The 18,707-nt window shown below is 64.0% G+C and carries 14 protein-coding genes and 2 pseudogenes; 3 read left to right on the top strand and 13 right to left on the bottom strand.

Annotation, left to right across the window (positions count from 1 at the left end):
* Window positions 1-10: 10 nt before the first annotated feature.
* From JQ611_RS23675 to JQ611_RS23620, 12 genes are all read right to left on the bottom strand, one after another.
* A complete protein-coding gene (locus JQ611_RS23675) occupies window positions 11-1,102 on the bottom strand; it encodes a sensor histidine kinase (RefSeq protein WP_212261981.1) in 1,092 nt (363 codons plus the stop codon).
* The gene (locus JQ611_RS23670; RefSeq protein WP_212466751.1) at window positions 1,099-1,539 is read right to left on the bottom strand and encodes a response regulator; all 441 of its coding nucleotides are present in this window, start codon (window positions 1,537-1,539) and stop codon (window positions 1,099-1,101) included. The genes JQ611_RS23675 and JQ611_RS23670 overlap by 4 nt, the downstream gene beginning before the upstream one ends.
* On the bottom strand, window positions 1,536-3,068 hold the full coding sequence (locus JQ611_RS23665; protein WP_212466750.1) for a CHASE3 domain-containing protein: 1,533 nt from the start codon (window positions 3,066-3,068) through the stop codon (window positions 1,536-1,538). Before JQ611_RS23665 ends, JQ611_RS23670 begins: the two co-directional genes overlap by 4 nt.
* 154 nt (window positions 3,069-3,222) lie before the next feature.
* The gene (gene accC / locus JQ611_RS23660) at window positions 3,223-4,581 is read right to left on the bottom strand and encodes an acetyl-CoA carboxylase biotin carboxylase subunit (RefSeq protein WP_212466749.1); all 1,359 of its coding nucleotides are present in this window, start codon (window positions 4,579-4,581) and stop codon (window positions 3,223-3,225) included.
* Between the two features lie 24 nt (window positions 4,582-4,605).
* Window positions 4,606-5,097 (bottom strand): acetyl-CoA carboxylase biotin carboxyl carrier protein, encoded by a 492-nt coding sequence (gene accB, locus JQ611_RS23655; RefSeq protein ID WP_212466748.1) that lies wholly within the window; start codon window positions 5,095-5,097, stop codon window positions 4,606-4,608.
* A gap of 80 nt (window positions 5,098-5,177) precedes the next feature.
* A complete protein-coding gene (gene aroQ, locus JQ611_RS23650; protein ID WP_212261968.1) occupies window positions 5,178-5,660 on the bottom strand; it encodes a type II 3-dehydroquinate dehydratase in 483 nt (160 codons plus the stop codon).
* Between the two features lie 198 nt (window positions 5,661-5,858).
* On the bottom strand, window positions 5,859-6,641 hold the full coding sequence (locus tag JQ611_RS23645) for a hypothetical protein (protein WP_212466747.1): 783 nt from the start codon (window positions 6,639-6,641) through the stop codon (window positions 5,859-5,861).
* Window positions 6,642-6,671: 30 nt separating this feature from the next.
* Complete coding sequence (locus tag JQ611_RS23640) at window positions 6,672-6,869, bottom strand: hypothetical protein (protein ID WP_212466746.1); 198 nt, start codon at window positions 6,867-6,869, stop codon at window positions 6,672-6,674.
* A 174-nt stretch (window positions 6,870-7,043) separates the two neighbouring features.
* The gene (locus JQ611_RS23635; RefSeq protein ID WP_212466745.1) at window positions 7,044-7,751 is read right to left on the bottom strand and encodes a DUF1236 domain-containing protein; all 708 of its coding nucleotides are present in this window, start codon (window positions 7,749-7,751) and stop codon (window positions 7,044-7,046) included.
* Between the two features lie 202 nt (window positions 7,752-7,953).
* The gene (locus JQ611_RS23630) at window positions 7,954-8,886 is read right to left on the bottom strand and encodes a hypothetical protein (protein WP_212466744.1); all 933 of its coding nucleotides are present in this window, start codon (window positions 8,884-8,886) and stop codon (window positions 7,954-7,956) included.
* A gap of 134 nt (window positions 8,887-9,020) precedes the next feature.
* Window positions 9,021-9,788 (bottom strand): DsbA family protein, encoded by a 768-nt coding sequence (locus tag JQ611_RS23625; RefSeq protein ID WP_212261949.1) that lies wholly within the window; start codon window positions 9,786-9,788, stop codon window positions 9,021-9,023.
* 114 nt (window positions 9,789-9,902) lie between these two features.
* Window positions 9,903-11,303 (bottom strand): M48 family metalloprotease, encoded by a 1,401-nt coding sequence (locus JQ611_RS23620; RefSeq protein ID WP_212466743.1) that lies wholly within the window; start codon window positions 11,301-11,303, stop codon window positions 9,903-9,905.
* A 236-nt stretch (window positions 11,304-11,539) separates the two neighbouring features.
* On the opposite strand from JQ611_RS23620, the gene JQ611_RS23615 reads away from it, so the two are divergent.
* The 3 genes and pseudogenes from JQ611_RS23615 (at window position 11,540) to JQ611_RS23605 (ending at window position 14,835) form a co-directional block, all read left to right on the top strand.
* Window positions 11,540-12,727 (top strand): pyridoxal phosphate-dependent aminotransferase, encoded by a 1,188-nt coding sequence (locus tag JQ611_RS23615; RefSeq protein WP_212466742.1) that lies wholly within the window; start codon window positions 11,540-11,542, stop codon window positions 12,725-12,727.
* Between the two features lie 144 nt (window positions 12,728-12,871).
* Window positions 12,872-13,391, top strand: a pseudogene (locus JQ611_RS23610) (biotin transporter BioY).
* Between the two features lie 116 nt (window positions 13,392-13,507).
* Window positions 13,508-14,835: pseudogene (locus tag JQ611_RS23605) on the top strand (dicarboxylate/amino acid:cation symporter).
* 83 nt (window positions 14,836-14,918) lie between these two features.
* Here the strand turns inward: JQ611_RS23605 and JQ611_RS23600 are convergent.
* Complete coding sequence (locus tag JQ611_RS23600; protein WP_212466741.1) at window positions 14,919-18,068, bottom strand: ribonuclease E/G; 3,150 nt, start codon at window positions 18,066-18,068, stop codon at window positions 14,919-14,921.
* Window positions 18,069-18,707 lie beyond the last annotated feature (639 nt).

Below are 18,707 nucleotides of genomic sequence, written 5' to 3'. Positions count from 1 at the left end.
AAACGGCATATTACCCAGCCGCGGCTTCACTCGGCCGCGGCGCAGGCTTGTTGACGCGGGCAAAGCGCAGCACGATCTTTGTGCCGGCATGGTCGGGATCGCGCGCGACGTCGGCTTCGAGCTTTGATGCCATGGCCGAGACGATGCGCTGTCCCATGCCGGTAGAACGCGGGTCGGCCTTGACGTTGAGGCCGACGCCGTCGTCGGTGATCGACAGCAGGAGTTCGTCGCCGAGAGGCTTGAGTTCGACGTGGATCGGGCCGGCGCCGTCGGGGTAGGCGTATTTGACGGCGTTCATGATCAGCTCATTGACGATGATGCCGATCGCCACCGCACGATCGGGGTCGATCTCGATTGGCTCGGCCTTCAGCGTCAGCCGTGACATCCGATTGCCCTCGGCCGAGCGCCGCAGGTCTTCCAGCAGCGCCTCGAGATACTGGTTCAAGAGCACGCTCTTCAGATCGTGCGAGGTGTAGAGCCGGCGATGGACCTGGGCGACCGCGGCAACGCGCCCCATCGCATTGGTGAGCGCCGCCTTGACGTCGTCCTGAACAGCGGAATTGGCCTGCAGGTGCAACAGCGAGGCGATGATCTGCAGAGAGTTGCCGACGCGGTGATTGACTTCGCGCAGCAGCACCTCGCGCTCGGCGGCCAGCGCCGCGTAGCGGTCGCGCGAGGCGTGGACTTCGGCCTCGGCCTCATCGCGGGCTCTTTGAATCTCCGCCTGCCGCAGCGCGCCGTTAACGGCGACCTGGAGCAGGGGAATGAACTCGCCCTGCACGTCCTTGACGAGATAGTCCGCCGCGCCCGCCTTCAGCGCGGTGACGGCAATCGCCGAATCCTGCGAGGCCGTGACGAACACCACCGGCGGCGCACCGGGGATTGCCAGAATCCGCTCCAGCGTTTCGAGGCCGTCGAGACCGGGCATGTACTGGTCGAGCGCGATGGCGTCGATGCCGCCCTGCGCCAGGCGGTCGAGGCCCTGCTGGCCATCGGCGGCATGCACCACCTTGAAGCCGAGCCGCGTCAGGCCGCGATCGACCAGCCGCGCCAATGCGGCGTCATCATCGATATACAGCAGTGTCGGCGTGGCTGTTGTCATGTGGCGGCTGGCGGTACCTGGATGACGGAGAAGAACAGGCCGAGCTGGCGAATGGCGTTGGCGAAGCTTTCGTAATTCACCGGCTTGGTGATGTACACGTTGCAACCGAGATCGTAGCAACGCTTTATTTCATGGGAATCGTCGGTCGTGGTCAGCACCACGACCGGGGTCGCCTTGAGATATTTGTTGTCCTTGACCTGCTTCAGGATATCGATGCCCGACGCGTCGGGCAGGTTGAGATCGAGCAGGATCAATAGGGCGTTGCCCTTGTGAACGAGGCCCGTTCCATCCTTGCCGAACAGGTACTTCAGCGCAGCTGTACCACTGCTGAACGGGATGATCTCGTTGTTGACGCCGGAACGGCGGATGTTCCGCTCGATCAGGCGGGCATGGCCCTCATCGTCCTCGATCATGATGATGGTGACTGGATTACTCATGACTGTGTGTTCCGGTTACGAATGGTCCAATTGATCGGCAGTGTAATTGTGAATGTGCTGCCGTTGTGAAGTTCCGAGGCGACCGACAGGGTTCCGCCGAGCCGCCGCACCAGCGCGCGGACGTGCGCAAGACCAATGCCTTGCCCGGGTTTGTCCTGGGTTCCGGCGCGGCGGAACAGCTCGAAAATGCGCTGATGGTCCTTGGGGTCAATACCGCGCCCATTGTCGGTGATCTCGAAAATGGCAAAGCCGAGCTTGGTGCGGCCGCGCACCTGGATGTCGCCGGGAACGCCGGTCTTGAGGTATTTCAGTGCATTTTCGATCAGATTGGAGAAGATCTGCTCCAGCGCCAGACGGTCGCTGACGATGTTGGGCAGCGGTTCGATCCGGATCTGCGCCTCGGCTTCAGCGGCCTGGTGCGCCACCGTCGCGACAATGCCCTCGATCAGTTCGCGGGTTTCGATCCGCACCGGTTCGAATTCGCGCCGGCCTTCGCGGGTGAGGTTGAGGATGGCCGAGATCAGCCGATCCATCTTGGCGATCGAGGATTTGATGAAGCCCAGCGCCTCGGTGAAGTCTTCCGACAATTGCTTGTCGGGTCCTTCGAGGACGGGCTCGGCGCTATCGGTGGCGTTATCAGCTGTCGCCGGCGCGGCCGATTGCGTGCGCGCCAGGGTCGCGATCCGCTTGAAGATGTCGCCGCGCAGTTCCTCAAGTTCGCTGGTAAAGCCCATGATGTTCACCAGCGGCGAGCGCAGATCGTGGCTGACGATATAGGCGAAGCGCTGGATCTCGTCATTGGCCTCGCGCAGATCGGCGGTGCGCTCGTCGATCGTGGTTTCGAGGTTGATATTGTTGTCGCGCAATTGGGTTTCGGCATCGTCGCGGGCGCGCGAGGAGCGGCGCACCTGCAAGATCGCGATGCCGAGGAGCGCGATCACGAGGCCGGAGCCCGCCACCGTCACTGCCGATGCCAGTTGCTGCGTGCGGTCCGCGGTCGCGGTGCGCAGAGCGAACAGCCGGTCTTCCTCGGCGCGCATCGCGTTGCTGAGCTCGCCGATCTTCTGGACGGAGTCGCCGGCGCCGGCCTCACGCAGCATCGCGATGCCGCCGGCGAGATCGTTGCGTTTGACGAATGCGATGGCCCTGGCAAATTCGGCAAGCCGGGCTTCGACCGGCGGGCGCAGCTGCCGGGCGTTCTCGGTCTGGACCGGATTGTCCGAAGTTAGCCGGGTCAGCTTGTCGATATCGGGGAGGATGGTCGCGGTGGCGGACTCATGCTCGGTCAGGAAGCGCGGCTCCGAGGTCAGAAGATAGCCGCGCGCCGAGCTTTCGGCGCGGCGGATCTGCAACAGCAAGGTCGATAGCTGGTTCTCGACCTCGACCGTATGCACGACCTTGGCGCTGTCCTTGCGGGCCTCATGAACGAGAATGACCGATAAGGCGCTGATCGCCACCAGCACCGAAAATCCCGCCGCGAGCAGCAGGATTTGGCCAATCGCACGTCGGCGCGTGGCATCAGCCGTCACAATGATCTCGCGTCATGAACAAACGGAATACAGGCTGCCCTGGCAAATAAGACCCCAACACCGCTCAACGCCCCAGGGAACCGATCGGTTCCATGCGCCGCCCGGCATTTCAGGCGGCGATTTTCAGGAGGTCTCGGTGTTCAGGTCTTGGTCTTCAGGCCTTGGTCTTCGCCGCCTGGCCGGCGAGGTACTGCTCGAGCCAATGGATATGGTAGTCGCCGTCGATGATGCCGGGCTCGCGGACCAGGGCGCGGAACAGCGGCAGGGTGGTCTCGATACCTTCGACCACCATCTCGTCCAGCGCGCGGCGCAGCCGCATCAGGCATTCGCCGCGGGTCTTGCCGTGAACGATCAGCTTGCCGACCAGTGAGTCGTAATAGGGCGGGATGACGTAACCCTGATAGACGGCGGAATCGATCCGGACGCCGAGGCCGCCGGGTGCATGGAATTGCGTGATCTTTCCCGGCGAGGGACGAAAGGTCTCCGGGTTTTCCGCATTGATGCGGCATTCGATGGCGTGGCCGATGATGGCGACTTCGTCCTGCGTCACCGGCAGGTCGCCGCCGGCGGCGATGCGGATCTGTTCCAGCACGAGGTCGATATCGGTAATGCTCTCGGTAACGGGATGCTCGACCTGGATGCGGGTGTTCATTTCGATGAAATAGAACTCGCCGTCCTCGTACAGAAACTCGATGGTGCCAACACCGAGATATTTCATGTCCTGCATCGCCTTGGCGCAGGTGGCGCCGATCTTGGCGCGCGCGGCGGCAGAGAGAACCGGTGAGGGGCCTTCTTCCCAGACCTTCTGGTGGCGGCGCTGCAGCGAACAGTCGCGTTCGCCGAGATGGATGGCGCCGCCGCGGCCGTCGCCCAGCACCTGGATTTCGATGTGGCGCGGCTTGGTCAGGTATTTCTCGAGATAGACCGAAGCGTCGCCGAACGCGGATTTGGCCTCGTTGGAGGCGGTCGAGAGCGCCATCAACAGCTCATCAGCCGTGTGCGCGACTTTCATGCCGCGTCCGCCGCCACCGGCAGCGGCCTTGACCAGCACCGGAAAGCCGATCGCCTCGCCGATCGCCATCGCGTCGTCTTCGGGGCCGACCGCGCCGTCGGAGCCGGGCACCACGGGAATGCCGAGTTTCTTGGCGGTCTTCTTGGCTTCGATCTTGTCGCCCATCAGGCGGATGTGCTCGGCCTTCGGACCGATGAAATGCAGATTGTGCTCGGCGAGAATCTCGGCGAAGCGGGCGTTCTCGGACAGGAAGCCGTAGCCGGGATGCACGGCATCGGCGCCGGTGATCTCGCAGGCCGCGAGCAGCGAGGGGATGTTGAGATAGCTGTCCTTTGACGGCGGCGGCCCGATGCAGACGCTTTCGTCGGCAAGCCGCACATGCATCGCGTCGGCGTCGGCGGTGGAATGCACGGCGACCGTGGAGATGCCGAGCTCCTTGCACGCGCGCAGCACGCGCAGCGCGATCTCACCGCGATTGGCTATCAGGATCTTGTCGAACATCGCAGCGCCTGACGTTGACGGATTCTATTCAATGATCACCAGCGGCTCGCCGAATTCGACCGGCTGGCCGTCCTCGACGAGAATCTGCGTCACGGTGCCCGCGCGCGGCGATGGAATCTGGTTCATCGTCTTCATGGCTTCGATGATCAGCAGGGTCTGTCCCACCGACACCTTGGTGCCGACCTCGATGAACGGCTTGGCGCCGGGTTCGGGCGCCGAATAGGCGGTGCCGACCATCGGCGAGGGGACGGCGCCGGGATGCTTGGCCAGATCGGCGATCGCCGCCGGGGTCACGTTCGCGGCCGATGCCGCGAGCGCCGACGGGGCCTGCTGGTAATTGCCCGGCATCGAAGCTGTGACGGTGATGTTGCGCGCCACGCGCACCCGCAGGCCGGCGCGCTCGATCTCGATTTCGGTGAGGCTGGTTTCATCCAGCAGCAACGCCAGTTCGCGGATCAGCGCACTGTCGTCGCTCTTGAAATTTGCGGCTGATTTGGTGTCAGGCTTGCTCGCCATATGCGGGGTCCGGAATTCTCTGGGTGATGACGGCTGAAGCGCCAGGCTTTGATGCGGGCTCTTGATGCAGGCTCTTGATGTCAGGCTTTTGCCTTGACGCCGATTTTGGCGGCAAGGCCGTTGATTGCGAGCCGGTAGCCGTCGATACCGAATCCGCACAGCGATGCGAAGGCGGCTTTGGCCGTGAACGAATGGTGCCGGAAACTCTCGCGGGCGTGGATATTGCTGATGTGCACTTCAACGGTCGGGATCTTCACCCCGACCAGCGCGTCATGCAGCGCGATCGAGGTGTGGGAATAGCCGCCGGCATTGATGATGATGCCGACCATTTGCTTGGCGCGGGCCTCATGGATGAAATCAATCAGCTCGCCTTCGCGGTTGGACTGCCGGCAATCGGCCATGAGGCCGAATTGAGTGGCCGTCTCTGCGCACAATTTCTCGACATCGGCGAGGGTGGCATGGCCATAGGTCTCGGGCTCGCGCGTCCCCAACAAATTGAGGTTCGGGCCGTTGAGCACAAGGATTGTCGGGGTTGAGGCTTTTTCAGCTAAGGCCTGGGCCATCCGGATTCCAGCAAAAGGGGGCAGGTAGGTCGCGGGGTTATAGGTAACAACGCGGCCAAGGGGAAGCCTGATGGGGGTTTTGAACACCCCTCAAATGCCTCATCCGGTTCGTAAAAAGGCCTATGGAACCTACGGAAATTGCTCGTTAACCAAGGTTAAAGAGCGGTCGGCCCGGTCTCCGCCCAGCCGTCGGTCCCATTACCAGCGATTCTGCAACCGCAGGCTTTCGGCGAGGTCGCCGCGGAAATTGTGCTGGCCGAGATGCATCAGCTTGCACTGCAGGTCGACCCAGACCTTGCCGCCGATGTCGATCCAGCGCCGGCAGAACGCGTAGTCCTCCGACAAATAGCGGCCGGAATCCGGATCGACCATGCAGTCGAAGAACAGCCAGTGCAGATGCGCCTCCGGATGGCCCGGCGGCCCGTCCGGCGTGTATTTCAGTTCGGGATACTTTTCCATCATACGCGTGAAGACTCCGCGCTTGATGCACATGAAGCCGGTCGGCGCCTCCGCCACCTCGACGAAGCCGTCGGCGTCGGCATAGCTTGAGACACGCTCGGTGCCATGGCCGACCGGATTGAACGGGTACTCGGTATAGCGGTCCTCGAATTGCGCCCGCGTGGTGCCATGCGGCAGGCCCGCGGCGGGCCAGTTGAAATTCTTCATCGGGTAGACACCGGCGGTGACGTCGCGGTCGATCAAGTGCAGGCGGCAAACCGATTGCGGCGTGAAGGTGATGTCGGAGTCGATCCAGAACAGATGGGTCAGCGTCTCGTCGGACAGGAACTTGCGCACCATGTTGTTGCGCGAGCGGGTGATCAGGCTCTCCGAATGCATGTGCAGGATGCATTGCAGTCCGAACCGGTTGCAGTGATGGGTCAGCTCGAAGATGCTGGTGACGTAATGCATGCTGACCGCCGAGATGTAGCAGGGCGTTGCGAACATCACCTTCATCGATTTCAGGGCTTCGTCGGGTAGCATGGTCGGTCGCTCGCTGGCTCGTGGGTCGGTCTACTTGGGCTGGCCTTCGGCCGGCTTGTTCTCCGGCGGCGTGAGCCTGACCGCGGGTGCGGGCTTTGCCGCCGCTGGCGGCTTGGCGGCATTGGCGTTGGAGCCATTGGGAGCTTGCTGCTTTTGCGCCGATGGTTGAGGCGAGGGTGGTGCGGGCGGCGTCGGTGCGGCGGACCAGGAAAATTTTTCTTCTTCCACACGCCGCCCGCGAGCTGCGCGCCGGGGCCATCCTTACTTTGCATGGGGTTGTTTTCGCGATTTTGTGTCGTGACCGTGCGGCCGCCGATAGCGCGCATGCTCTACACGGGAAAAAAACGGGGCGGGCATTGCTGCCCGCCCCGAAGTCGGGGGATCGTTGGCTATCGTCAGCCGTTAGCCTTCGATGATGTAGACGATCTCATGCGTTGTCGGGCGCACGATGACGTAGCGGCCGCCAACCAGGATCACCTGATAGCCGCGCCACTCCGGATAGATCTCGACGATCCGGGGCGGAAGCGGGTGGAAGCGGACGGTCGAAGGCACAGTGGCGCCAACCGAGATGTTGAAGTTGACGTTGGTGGTCTCCTGGATCTTCTCCGTCTTGATGGCGGAGACGATCTGCGTACGCTTCTCGGCTGGCGGAGCCGCGGTCGCCGAGGTGGCGGCGTTGCCCGTGGTCTGCGCCTTGGTGTCGGCCGCGCCCTTGGTCTGGGCGGTGCCGGTCTTGCTGTCGGCAGCGCCCTTGCTGTCGGTTGCGCTCTTGTCCATGCCGGTCTTGCTGTCGCGGCCCTCGGCCTTCATGTCCTTACCGCCCTTGGTTTCGCTCTCGGAGCTCATGCTCTTCGACTTCTCACCCGCCGGCGACTTGGTGTCCTGCGCGCTCTTGCTGGACGGCATCTTCTCGTTGGATTCCGCGCCCTTTGCGCCCTTCATGTCGGAAGCGCCGCCGGGATCACGCTGCATCGATCCAGCCCCGCCGGGAGACGGCGCGGTCTGCTGGGTCGCGGCGCCACCCTGGTTGCCGGTGCCTTGCGCATTCGCAAACCCGGTGCCGGCGATCAGCGCCGCTGCTGCTACGGAAATCATAAAGCGATTGGTCATACGTTTCTCCTCACGTGGATGCATTGCCCGCACCGACAACGAAGGGAGATGTGCGATGTTCCTGTCTATTCGCGGTTCCATCAGGTTTGTTTGATGAACGCGCGGTGAATTTGAAACTCAACTTGGCAAGACGCGTTCTCTGTCCCGAACCGGTTGCCCACCCCGCATCAACTGCGGGGCAGACTTTCGCTCGAAAACGCCGTTAACCGCAGGCCCAGTCGAACTCCATCGTTTCGAGATCGAGCTGAGCGTTGCCGCCGCCGAAATTGAAGCCGCCAAAATGCTCTTCGATTTCGAGATAGGTCGCGCTGTACTTCGGCGTCCATTGGGAGGGAAACATCGTGCCGCCGAGATGATTGCGCCCCGACAGCCGCGCAAGATCGAACGGCTCGGCGTCCTTGCTGTAGGGCGCGATGTAGTCGCCGAGTTCATCGTTGTGCAAAAGCTTGTCGCGCGGCGGACGGCCGACATTGGGATCGCCGTCGCGCACGGCGAGCGCAATGCCGTAGGCGTGGTGGCTGATCTCGGGCACGCGCCCGAACAGCCGGTACCAGTACTTGTTGACGATTTCGTCGACGTTGTCATAGCGGCCGATCTGAAGATCGAACACCGCGCGCGCCGAACCGCTCCCAAACCAGGGCGGCGGCGGATTCGCGTGCAGCAGCGCGTTGCCGGCGAGGCGAGGGGGCTGACACAGCGGTCCTGCGAACTCGGCTTCCGTCAGCCAGATCGCTGCGAAATTGTGGTCGATCTCGTCCTTCATCCGGAATTCCATCCGGTGCCGGTTCTGCTTGTAGAGCCAGTACGGCAACAGATCGGGATCGGCCGGACGGTCCGATGCCTCTGAGGCGAGATATTCGGCCACGGCTTCGACTTCGCGCGGCTCGTCATGCTGTTGATCGGCAAACATCGTGAGCGCGACATAGTCCGCGCCCTTGGTGCGATATTGTTCGGGCAGTTTCAGCGTGAAGCCCGGCTGCATCGGAAAGCCGTCCCATGGGCTGAGCGGCCATTGGCTCTCGGTGATTCCGGGCGGCAGCCCGTAGCACCAGCCGTGATCGGTAGCGGTGCCGCGGGCGGGCGCGGTCTTGAGCAGTTCGAGGTCGTAAGCGGTGGTTGGCGGCGCCAGGCTCATGCGGGGGTCCTGTTGGTTGGAGCCCTCTTAGTGGCTGGCGGCGTCGCCGCGGTTCAGTCGCAGCAAGCGTGCGGGCAAAAAAATCCGGCTGCGATGCAGCCGGATTTTGTCCGTCGAATGATCCGCGTCTGGCTTCAGCAAGTCGCCTTGCCGCAGCGGGCGATGCCGATCTTTTCCTTGAGGGTCTCGACGCCGACCGCGCCGATCACGACCTGCTTGCCGATCACATAGCTCGGGGTGCCGTTCATGCCCATGGCTTCGGCGAGCTTCATGTTCTCCTCGAGCGTTGCGCGGATTTCGGGGCTCGCCAGATCCTTTTCGAGTCTGGCCATGTCGAGGCCGGCTTCCTTGGCGACCGCCATGGCACGAGCCTTGTCGGCGGCCCCGCGGCCGGTGAGCAGCTTCTGGTGGAAGTCGAGATATTTCTTTCCGGTCGGATCCTGCATCCGCACCGCGACGCCGACCTGGGCGGCTTCGACTGAACCTGTGCTCAGCACCGGGAATTCCTTGAGCACGACCTTCAGCTTGGGATCGCCCTTCATCAATTCCATCATGTCGAGCATCGCGCGCTTGCAGTAGCCGCAATTGTAATCGAAGAACTCGACGAAGGTGACGTCGCCGTCCTTGTTGCCGAGCGTCACGTTGCGCGGCGAGTTGAAGATTGCATTGGCATTCTTGGCGATGCCGGCCTGATGTTTCTCGGCTTCGGCGGCGGACTGGCGCCTGGTCAGTTCGGCCATCGCCTCTTCCAGCACCTCGGGATGGGCGATCAGGTACTCCCGGACGATGGTCTCGATGTCTTTGCGCTGGACATCGGAGAAGCTCTGCGCGGAAGCCGGCAGCGACGCGCCGCACAGGGCGATCGCAAGCAGGGCGGAAGCAAGGTAACGGAGCAAAGGCATCGGTAAATCCTTGGGTGGCGAGTTCCGGGCCGTTCGCTTGAAGGCCGGCTCTTGGAATACGCTGGGTGTTCAGGTTCGGTTGTAGTGCAACTCAGTTTATTTCCGGTAGCGGCGCTAGTTGCTTCTTTGGCCGGGAAGCGGTTTGGCGCTCACAATATCGTCAGCTTTGACCCATCCCGGGGTCCCGATCGCGAACCGCGTCTTGGCCCGCGAGGCGAGGTCGCGCGCGGTCTTGTTGTCGCCGCGCAGGTAGGCGGCCTGGGCCGATGCCAGATCGGCCTGCGCGTAGTCGCCCTTGCGGCCATAGGCCATCGCGAGCTGCATGTAGCCGATCGGGGCTTCGGTCTCGCGCGCCAGTGCCGAGCGCAGGATCGCGATCGCCTCTTCGGTGTAGGCCTTGTTGTCGGACGCCACCAGCGCCTGCCCAAGTAACATCTCGATGAGCGGGGCGTTGTTGGAAAGCTGTGCGGCCTTGCGCAGCGGGGCGATGGCCTCGGCCGGCTTGCCGCCTTCCAGCAAAGCCTGGCCGCGGAGTTCGTAGAAATAGGCATTGGCCGGTTGCAACTGGATCAGGCCGTCGATCTGGGCCAGCGCGCTGCGCAGGTCGCCATGCAGATAGGTGGTGATGGCGCGCGCATAACGCGCAGGCACGCCGGTGTTGGACAGCGGATAGCGCCGGAACACGGTGTCCTGCCGCTCCATGAAGCCGGAGATCTTGGCGCGCACCATGTCGTGGCGCATTTGCAGGGCCGGGTCGTCCTTCTTGTCCCAATAGGGGCTGGAACGGGCGAGCTCCTCCAGGGCGCGGACGCGCTCGGCCGGCATCGGGTGCGACTGCACGTAGGGGTCGGCGCCGCGCGCCGCGAACAGGCTCTCGTCGGAGAAGCGCTTGAAGGTCTCGTACATGCCGCGGGCCGACTGGCCGGTGGCATTGAGGAATTTCACCCCGGCCTTGTCGGCATTTTCCTCCTGCTGCCGCACATAGGAAAGCAGGGTGCGCTTGATCACCTCGGCGGGTGCCGACATCGCGGCGGCGCCGGCATTGGCCAGGCCGTTATTGCCGCCACCGCGCGTGCCCGCCACCATGGCGCCGGCGCCGAGCAGCATGGCGATGATCATCTGGGTCTGCGCTTCCGCCAGCCGCTCGCGAAGTTTTGCGAGGTGACCGCCGGCCAGATGGCCGGTCTCGTGCGCGAGCACGCCGATGATCTGGTTCGGCGTCTCCGATTGCATCATCGCGCCATAGTTGACGAAGATGCGGCGGCCGTCGGCGACGAAAGCGTTGAAGACGCCTTCGTTGATGATCACCATCTGGATGTTCTGCTTCTCCATGCCGGCGGCGCGCAGGATCGGCCTTGTGTAGTCGCGCAGCAATTGCTCCGACTCGGTATCGCGCAGCACCGGGGGGCCCTTGTTCTGGGCCGCTGCGAGCGTCGGCGTCATGACAAGCGCGGCCGCCGTGGCGAGGGCGGTCAGTTTCAGCGTCGTTTTGCGGTGCGCGAGGCGGAACAACATGAAGCGATCTATTGGGCGTTGGCGGCGGAACTGGCGGCAATCGGCGGTCGGGCCGGGCAGCCCTGATTAAATCAGAACCGAACGCCAGTCTCTTGTTTTGACGCTTTTTTCTTCCCGCGGACCGGTATCCACTTGGCTTGAAAGCGCTATAAGGAGCCACCGAATACGGCCAGTCTGGGGCGGTAACGGGTGCCGGAACTCGAAATCGGCGCGAGCCGATCAAATTGCAGATAGTGATGCTCGAATCGACTCTTAGGGACGCTGCGAAAACCCTGCTAACGGCTTCCAGCCGGAGCGATGTTCCGCCTTTCATGGTGATGGACGTGATGGCGGCGGCGGCCCGCATCGAGGCGGCCGGCGGCCACGTCATTCACATGGAGGTCGGCCAGCCGGCTGCGTCAGCTCCAAAGACCGCGCTGGCGGCGGCGCGTCTCGCGCTGGACGACGGCCGGATCGATTATACCTCCGCGCTCGGCATTCCCTCGCTGCGGACGCGCATCGCCCGGCACTATCGCGATACTTACGGCTGTACCGTTGAGCCCGAGCGGATCGTGGTCACCACGGGCTCGTCGGGCGGCTTCATCCTGGCGTTCCTTGCGATGTTCGAGCCGGGCGACCGCGTGGCGGTGACCGTGCCCGGTTATCCGCCGTACCGGCACATCCTCACCGCGCTCGGCTGCGAGCCGGTGCTGATCGAGACCACGAGCGAGACACGGCATGCGCTGACCGGCGAAGCATTGCTGGCGGCGCATCGCAAGACGCCGCTCAAGGGCGTGCTGGTCGGCAGTCCCGCCAATCCGACGGGAACCATGATGTCGCGGGAGGCGCTCACCAGCCTGATGGCGGCGGCCGAGAGCGCCGGCATTCGCTTCATATCGGACGAGATCTATCACGGCCTCGATTACGCGTTTCCGGCGGTGTCCGCCGCCGAGTTGTCGCCGCAGGCCTTGGTGATCAATTCGTTCTCGAAATATTTCTGCATGACCGGCTGGCGCGTCGGCTGGATGGTGGTGCCGGAGCCGCTGGTGCGGCCGATCGAGAGGTTGCAGCAGAACCTGTCGATCTCGGTGCCGACGCTGTCGCAGATCGCAGCGGAGGCCGCGTTCGAGGGGGCCGCGGAAATGGAAGCGATCAAGCGCGGCTATCAGGAGAACCGCCGCATCCTGATCGATGGATTGCCGAAAGCCGGCCTGACCAATTTCCTGCCGGCCGACGGCGCGTTCTATCTCTACGCCGACGTCTCGCAGTTCACGTCCGACAGCTTTGAGTTCGCCAGCCGGATGCTGGAGAAAGCCCATGTCGCGGCCACGCCGGGCGTCGATTTCGACCCGATCCATGGACGCGCCTTTGTGCGCTTCTCCTATGCGCGCTCTTCCGACGAGATGCGCGAAGCCGTGAGCCGCATCGCGCGCTGGCTCGGGTAGGGCGCGTCAGCCACCATCACCATCATCCATATCTGTCGTTTGAATCGGGGAACCATCTTGTCCGACACATCTCAGCCTGTCGCTGCACCGCATTTTCCGCTTGCCGCCATTCTGTGGCCGCATCCTGTACATCGATCCGGTCTGATGCGCGGCGTGATCCTGATTGCATTGGGAACCGCGCTGCTGACCCTGTCGGCGAAGGTCAATCTGCCTTTGCCCTATGTGCCGATGACGCTGCAGACGCTGGTCGTATTGATGATCGGGGCGGCCTATGGCTGGCGCCTCGGCAGCGCAACGGTCGTGGCCTATCTCGCCGAAGGCGCGATCGGATTTCCGGTATTCGCAGGCCCCGTCGGCGGTCTTGCGCCGTTGCTCGGGCCCACGGCCGGATAATCTCTACGGCTTCGTGGCGGCGGCCTTCGTCACGGGATGGCTGAGCGAGCGTGGCTGGGATCGGTCAGTACCTCTGCTCTTCATCGCCATGGGACTTGGCCACGTCATCATTCTCGCGGCCGGGTTCGCCTGGCTGGCATTTGGCATCAAGCTCGGCGTAGAAAAGGCATGGCTGGTCGGCATAGCGCCGTTCATCGCGGCGTCGCTGATCAAGAACGCGCTCGGCGCTACGCTCGTACCTTTGTTCCGCCGCCCATTCGACCGCCGCTGACCGATCCCGTTCGGACACCGGCGCAACGCCACCGATTTCCGCTGGCCGAAATAATTTGGCTGTGCTAGCGGGCGGGGGTGTGGCAGAACGCCGCAGGTCGAACGGGAGTAGACGTCATGGCGGCAACGATTGCGGCTGAAGCGCCGGTGAGCGCAGGCAGGCCCTGGTACAAGATTCTCTACGTCCAGGTGCTGATCGCCATCGTGCTCGGCGCGCTGACCGGCTGGCTGTGGCCGGCGCTCGCGACCAACGACTGGATCAAGGCGCTCGGTGACGGCTTCATCAAGCTGATCAAGATGGTGATCGCGCCGATCATCTTCTGCACCGTGGTGTCGGGCATCGCCCATATCCAGGACGCCAAGAAGGTCGGCCGCATCGGCATCAAGGCGCTGGTCTATTTCGAAATCGTCTCGACCTTTGCGCTGATGATCGGGCTGCTCATCGGCAATGTGGTCAAGCCGGGCCATGGCTTTGGCGGCGCGATGGCTGACGCGGCCAAGGTCGCCGGCTTTGCCAAGCAGGCCGAGGCCCAGAAGTCGGTCGATTTCTTCCTGCACATCATTCCCGACACCGTCGTCGGCGCCTTCGCGCAGGGCGAAATTCTGCAGGTGCTGCTGTTTTCGATCCTGTTCGGCTTTTCGGTCATGGCGCTCGGCAAGCGTGGCCATAGCCTGCGTTCCTTCATCGACGACGCAGCGCATGCGGTGTTCGGCGTGATCGCGATCGTGATGAGGGCCGCGCCGATTGGCGCGTTCGGCGCCATGGCCTATACCATCGGCAAGTTCGGCACCGGCAAATCGTGAACCTGGTCGGGCTGATCGCGACCTTCTATGTCACCGCGGCGCTGTTCGTCTTTATCGTGCTCGGCACCATCGCCCGCACGGTCGGTTTCTCGATCTTCAAGTTCCTGTCCTACATCAAGGATGAGCTGCTGATCGTGCTCGGCACCTCGTCGTCCGAGAGCGCGCTGCCTTCGCTGATGGAAAAGCTGGAGCGGCTCGGCTGTTCGAAATCGGTCGTCGGCCTGGTAGTGCCGACCGGTTATTCGTTCAACCTCGACGGCACCAACATCTACATGACGCTGGCGACGCTGTTCATTGCGCAGGCGCTCGGTTTCGATCTCACGATGGGCCAGCAGATCACCATCCTGTTGGTGGCGATGCTGACCTCGAAGGGCGCCTCGGGCATAACAGGTGCGGGCTTCATCACGCTGGCGGCGACGCTCGCGGTGGTCGATCCGCGGCTGGTGCCCGGCATGGCCATCGTGCTTGGCATCGACAAGTTCATGAGCGAGTGCCGCGCGCTGACCAACCTCTGCGGCAATGGCGTCGCCTGCATAGTGGTGTCGTGGTGGGAGGGCGAACTCGACCAAGAGAAGCTGCACGCCAATCTCGACAGGCAGATCGATCCGGCGGACATGGCGACGGCGCTGACGACCGATTGACGGTCGGCGTCTTCGGGACCGTCCTGATGCAATAAAAAACCGCCCGGTTTTGCCGGGCGGTTTTTCTTTTGGGTTCAGTTCGCTTACTCGCCGCTGCCGAAACGCCGTGACCACCAGCCGGCCTTGCGCGGCGCGGCTTCGCTGGTTGCGGCAGGCGCGGGTTCAGCGGGCGCGGGAGCAGGGGCCGTTGCCGCCGGCTCCGCCTCGCTATGGCTGACGGCCGGTGCTGGCTCGGACGGGGCGCTGGTCAGGAACGAGACTTTTTCGCGCACCGTCGAACGCCGCCGCGCGGCGGCCCGGTCGGCCTCCTGTGCGGTTTCCTCGGGCGTCGGCGTCGGCGCGCTGCTGACGGTTTCGGGCGAGGCGTGCTCCGCGGGCTGCCACTGCGGTTGCGGCGGCTGCGAAACGGGCTCGGGTTCAACTAATGTCGGAGCCGGCTCAGCCGAGGGGCCGTCGAAATCGGCAACCGCGCTGGTGACTTCCGAAACCGGGGTCGGTCCGAGTTCGTCGGAGATCGATCCGGCGAGACCGTCTTCCGGTCCGCCGCCACGCCGGCGGCGTCCGCCGCGACGTCCGCGACGGCGCGGGCGCCGCTCGCCGTTTGGTCCCTGTTCGCCGCGCGCAACAGCTCCCTGTTCGTCGCCCTCGTCGTCGTCGGCTTCGGCTTCGCCGTCGTCGGCAACCGCGACCGCGCCATCAGCGCTTTCGGGTGCAACGCGCAGGGCGTCATTGTCCTCGCGCGGGGCGCCGCCTTCACGCGGCTCACCACGGCCGCGGCGGCGCCGGCGCCGCTTGCGGCGGTGGCCGTCGGCTTCGCTTTCACCGGCGACTTCTTCGCCGCCTGCGGCTTCCTCGGTCAGAGCTTCGGTCTCTTCGGTCTCGACTTCACCTTCGATGTCGAACGGCTCTTCGTCGTCATAGGCTTCCTCGACCTGGGACGGGGAGGCCGCGGCCTGCGCTGCGAGCAAGGCCTTGGCTGCTTCCAGCGTGTGCACCTGTTCGCCGCGATCGATGATGAACGATTGCTGGCCGGCCACGGTGGGATCGGCGACCACCGCAAGCGTGACCTTGAAGGCGTTTTCGAGATCGCGCAGATGTCCGCGCTTGTGGTTGAGGACGTAGAGCGCGACGTCGGTGCGGGTGCGCACCACCAGATTGTGGGTCGCGCCCTTCATCAGAATTTCTTCGATGCCGCGCAGCAATTGCAGCGCCACCGACGACACCGAGCGGACATGGCCGCTGCCGCCGCAATGTGCGCAGGGCTCGGTCGAACTCTCCAGCACGCTGGCGCGGATGCGCTGGCGTGACATTTCCAACAGGCCGAAATGCGAGATGCGGCCGACCTGGATGCGGGCGCGGTCCTGCCGCAGGCAGTCGCTCAACTTGCGCTCGACCGCGCGGTTGTTGCGCTTCTCGTCCATGTCGATGAAGTCGATGACGATCAGGCCTGCGAGATCGCGCAGACGCAGCTGCCGCGCGACTTCCTCGGAGGCTTCGAGGTTGGTCTTGAGCGCGGTGTCCTCGATGTGGTGCTCGCGGGTCGAACGGCCGGAGTTGACGTCGATCGAGACCAAAGCTTCGGTCTGGTTGATGACGATGTAGCCGCCCGAGCGCAATTGCACCGTCGGCGAGAACATCGCATCGAGCTGGCTTTCGACGCCCATCCTTGAGAACAGCGGCTGGCCGTCGCGATATTGCCGGACCGCCCGCACGTTCGAGGGCATCAGCATCTTCATGAAGTCGCGGGCTTCGTCATAGCCGGCCTGGCCGGCGACCTGGATTTCGTCGATTTCCTTGTTGTAGAGGTCGCGCAGCGAGCGCTTGATCAGCGAGCCTTCCTCGTAGACCAGCGTCGGGGCCTGCGACTTCAGCGTCATGTCGCGCACGGTTTCCCACATGCGGATCAGATATTCGAAGTCGCGCTTGATTTCGGGCTTGGTGCGCGAGGCGCCGGCGGTGCGCAGGATGATGCCCATGCCCTCGGGCACGTCGAGATCCTGCACCACTTCCTTGAGCCGCGAACGGTCCTGGGCCGAGGTGATCTTGCGGCTGATGCCGCCGCCGCGCGCGGTGTTGGGCATCAGCACGGCGTAACGGCCGGCCAATGACAGATAGGTGGTCAGCGCCGCGCCCTTGTTGCCGCGCTCTTCCTTGACGACCTGCACCAGCATGACCTGGCGGCGCTTGATGACTTCCTGGATCTTGTACTGGCGGCGCGGGCGGAAGGCGCGCTCCGGCACTTCCTCGAGCACATCGTCGCCACCGACGGATTCGACGACTTCCTCTTCGGCATCGTCGCCGTCGTCTTCATCGTCCTGCGCTTCGTCGTCTTGCTCGTCGCCTTCCGGCGCGGGGGCACGATCCTCGTGGGAGGCGGCGGCGTATTCCTCGCCGGCATGCTCGGCGCGCGGCGCATCATCGGCATGGGCGGCGTTTTCGAGCGCGTGTTCGTCGTCGTGCCGTGCGTCATGCGCCGGCTCGTCGTGATGCGCATGATCCTCGTGGCTTTCGGCGCTGGCCGTTGTCTCTGCCGGCGCGGCGACGGCCTCAACCGGTGCCGCATCGGATTGCAATGAGGCTACCGGGGCTTCGGCCGCGGCATGATCAGGGGCGTGATCTTGGACGTGGTCTTCCTGGGGACGACCATGTTCATGCGAATGATCGTCGTGATCATGCGCAACGTGCTCATGATCGTGGCCGGCTGTATCGGCGGGATGGTGATCGGCATCATGGGCGTGGGCTTCGTCGGGATGCGCGCCTTCATGCAAGCGCTGCGCCTCGCCTTCATAGGGCTGGGCGGCCTGCGCCGGATCGATCGCGGCGTTGTCGACGACGTCGCTCTGGACTCGCTCGCCATGGCCGCGGCGGCGGGCGTTGCGGTGGCGCGAACGGCCGCGGTGACGGTTGGAGGAGCGGTTCTCGCTCTCTTCCTCGGCCTCGCGATGGGCGCGTTCGTCGGCCTCGATCAGTGCCTGCCGGTCGGCGACCGGGATCTGGTAATAGTCGGGATGGATTTCGCTGAAGGCCAGGAAGCCGTGGCGGTTGCCGCCATATTCGATGAAGGCCGCCTGCAGCGACGGCTCTACGCGCGTGACCTTGGCGAGGTAGATATTGCCGCGCAGTTGTTTGCGCTGGGCGGTCTCGAAATCAAATTCTTCGACGCGATTGCCGCGGACCACGACGACCCGGGTCTCTTCCGGGTGGGTGGCATCGATCAACATCTTGTTGGGCATTTTGGAGCTCTTGACGGCGGCGGGCGCGGTGCAAGGCGCGCGCATATTGCGCGGCCCGGTGACGCGACGGTCCACCTGATTCGGGGGTGAGGGGAAGGCCAAAACGCAAACCTTGGCGCCGCGCCGAACGGGGACCCACCGGAACAAGGCGACGCGCGAAGCTTTCGCTTCGCATCGGCGCGATCGATCCGTGGATCCTGGTCGGCAACACAGTCTGGCGCATCAAGCGTCGGCCCGTCTGAACATGTTGGCGGCAAAATTGACCGCCGTGTCTATCGCTGAAGGCCCGGCGCGGCGCCAAAGCGCTCGCCGGCCATCGCATATCGGACCGTTTGGGGGTCCGGATAATCGGTTCTGCCGTGTTTTAAACCGTCCCTGGAGCAAGATAGTACCTTGCAAGTTAGTACCTGGGAGCGGACGCCGCTCGGGCTCGAAACCGCCACTCCGTGTCAGCCGCGCGCAGCGCTGGCTGTGGAGGGGATCGGGAAAGACGCAGGAAACTTCGGCTTCGAAGGTTCCGGCGCTGCACCGGGAGGCTGAACGCGACACAACCGGGAGTATTAGCCGTCAGCACCTCGTACATACGTGGATTGCCCGCCCGGTGCAAGGGAACTCAAGGGAAGCGTCGCAGCACGGCAA

Source organism: Bradyrhizobium sp. AUGA SZCCT0182 (assembly GCF_018130185.1).
Taxonomy (GTDB): Bacteria; Pseudomonadota; Alphaproteobacteria; order Rhizobiales; family Xanthobacteraceae; genus Bradyrhizobium.
This window is presented reverse-complemented; position numbering and strand designations above follow the sequence as displayed.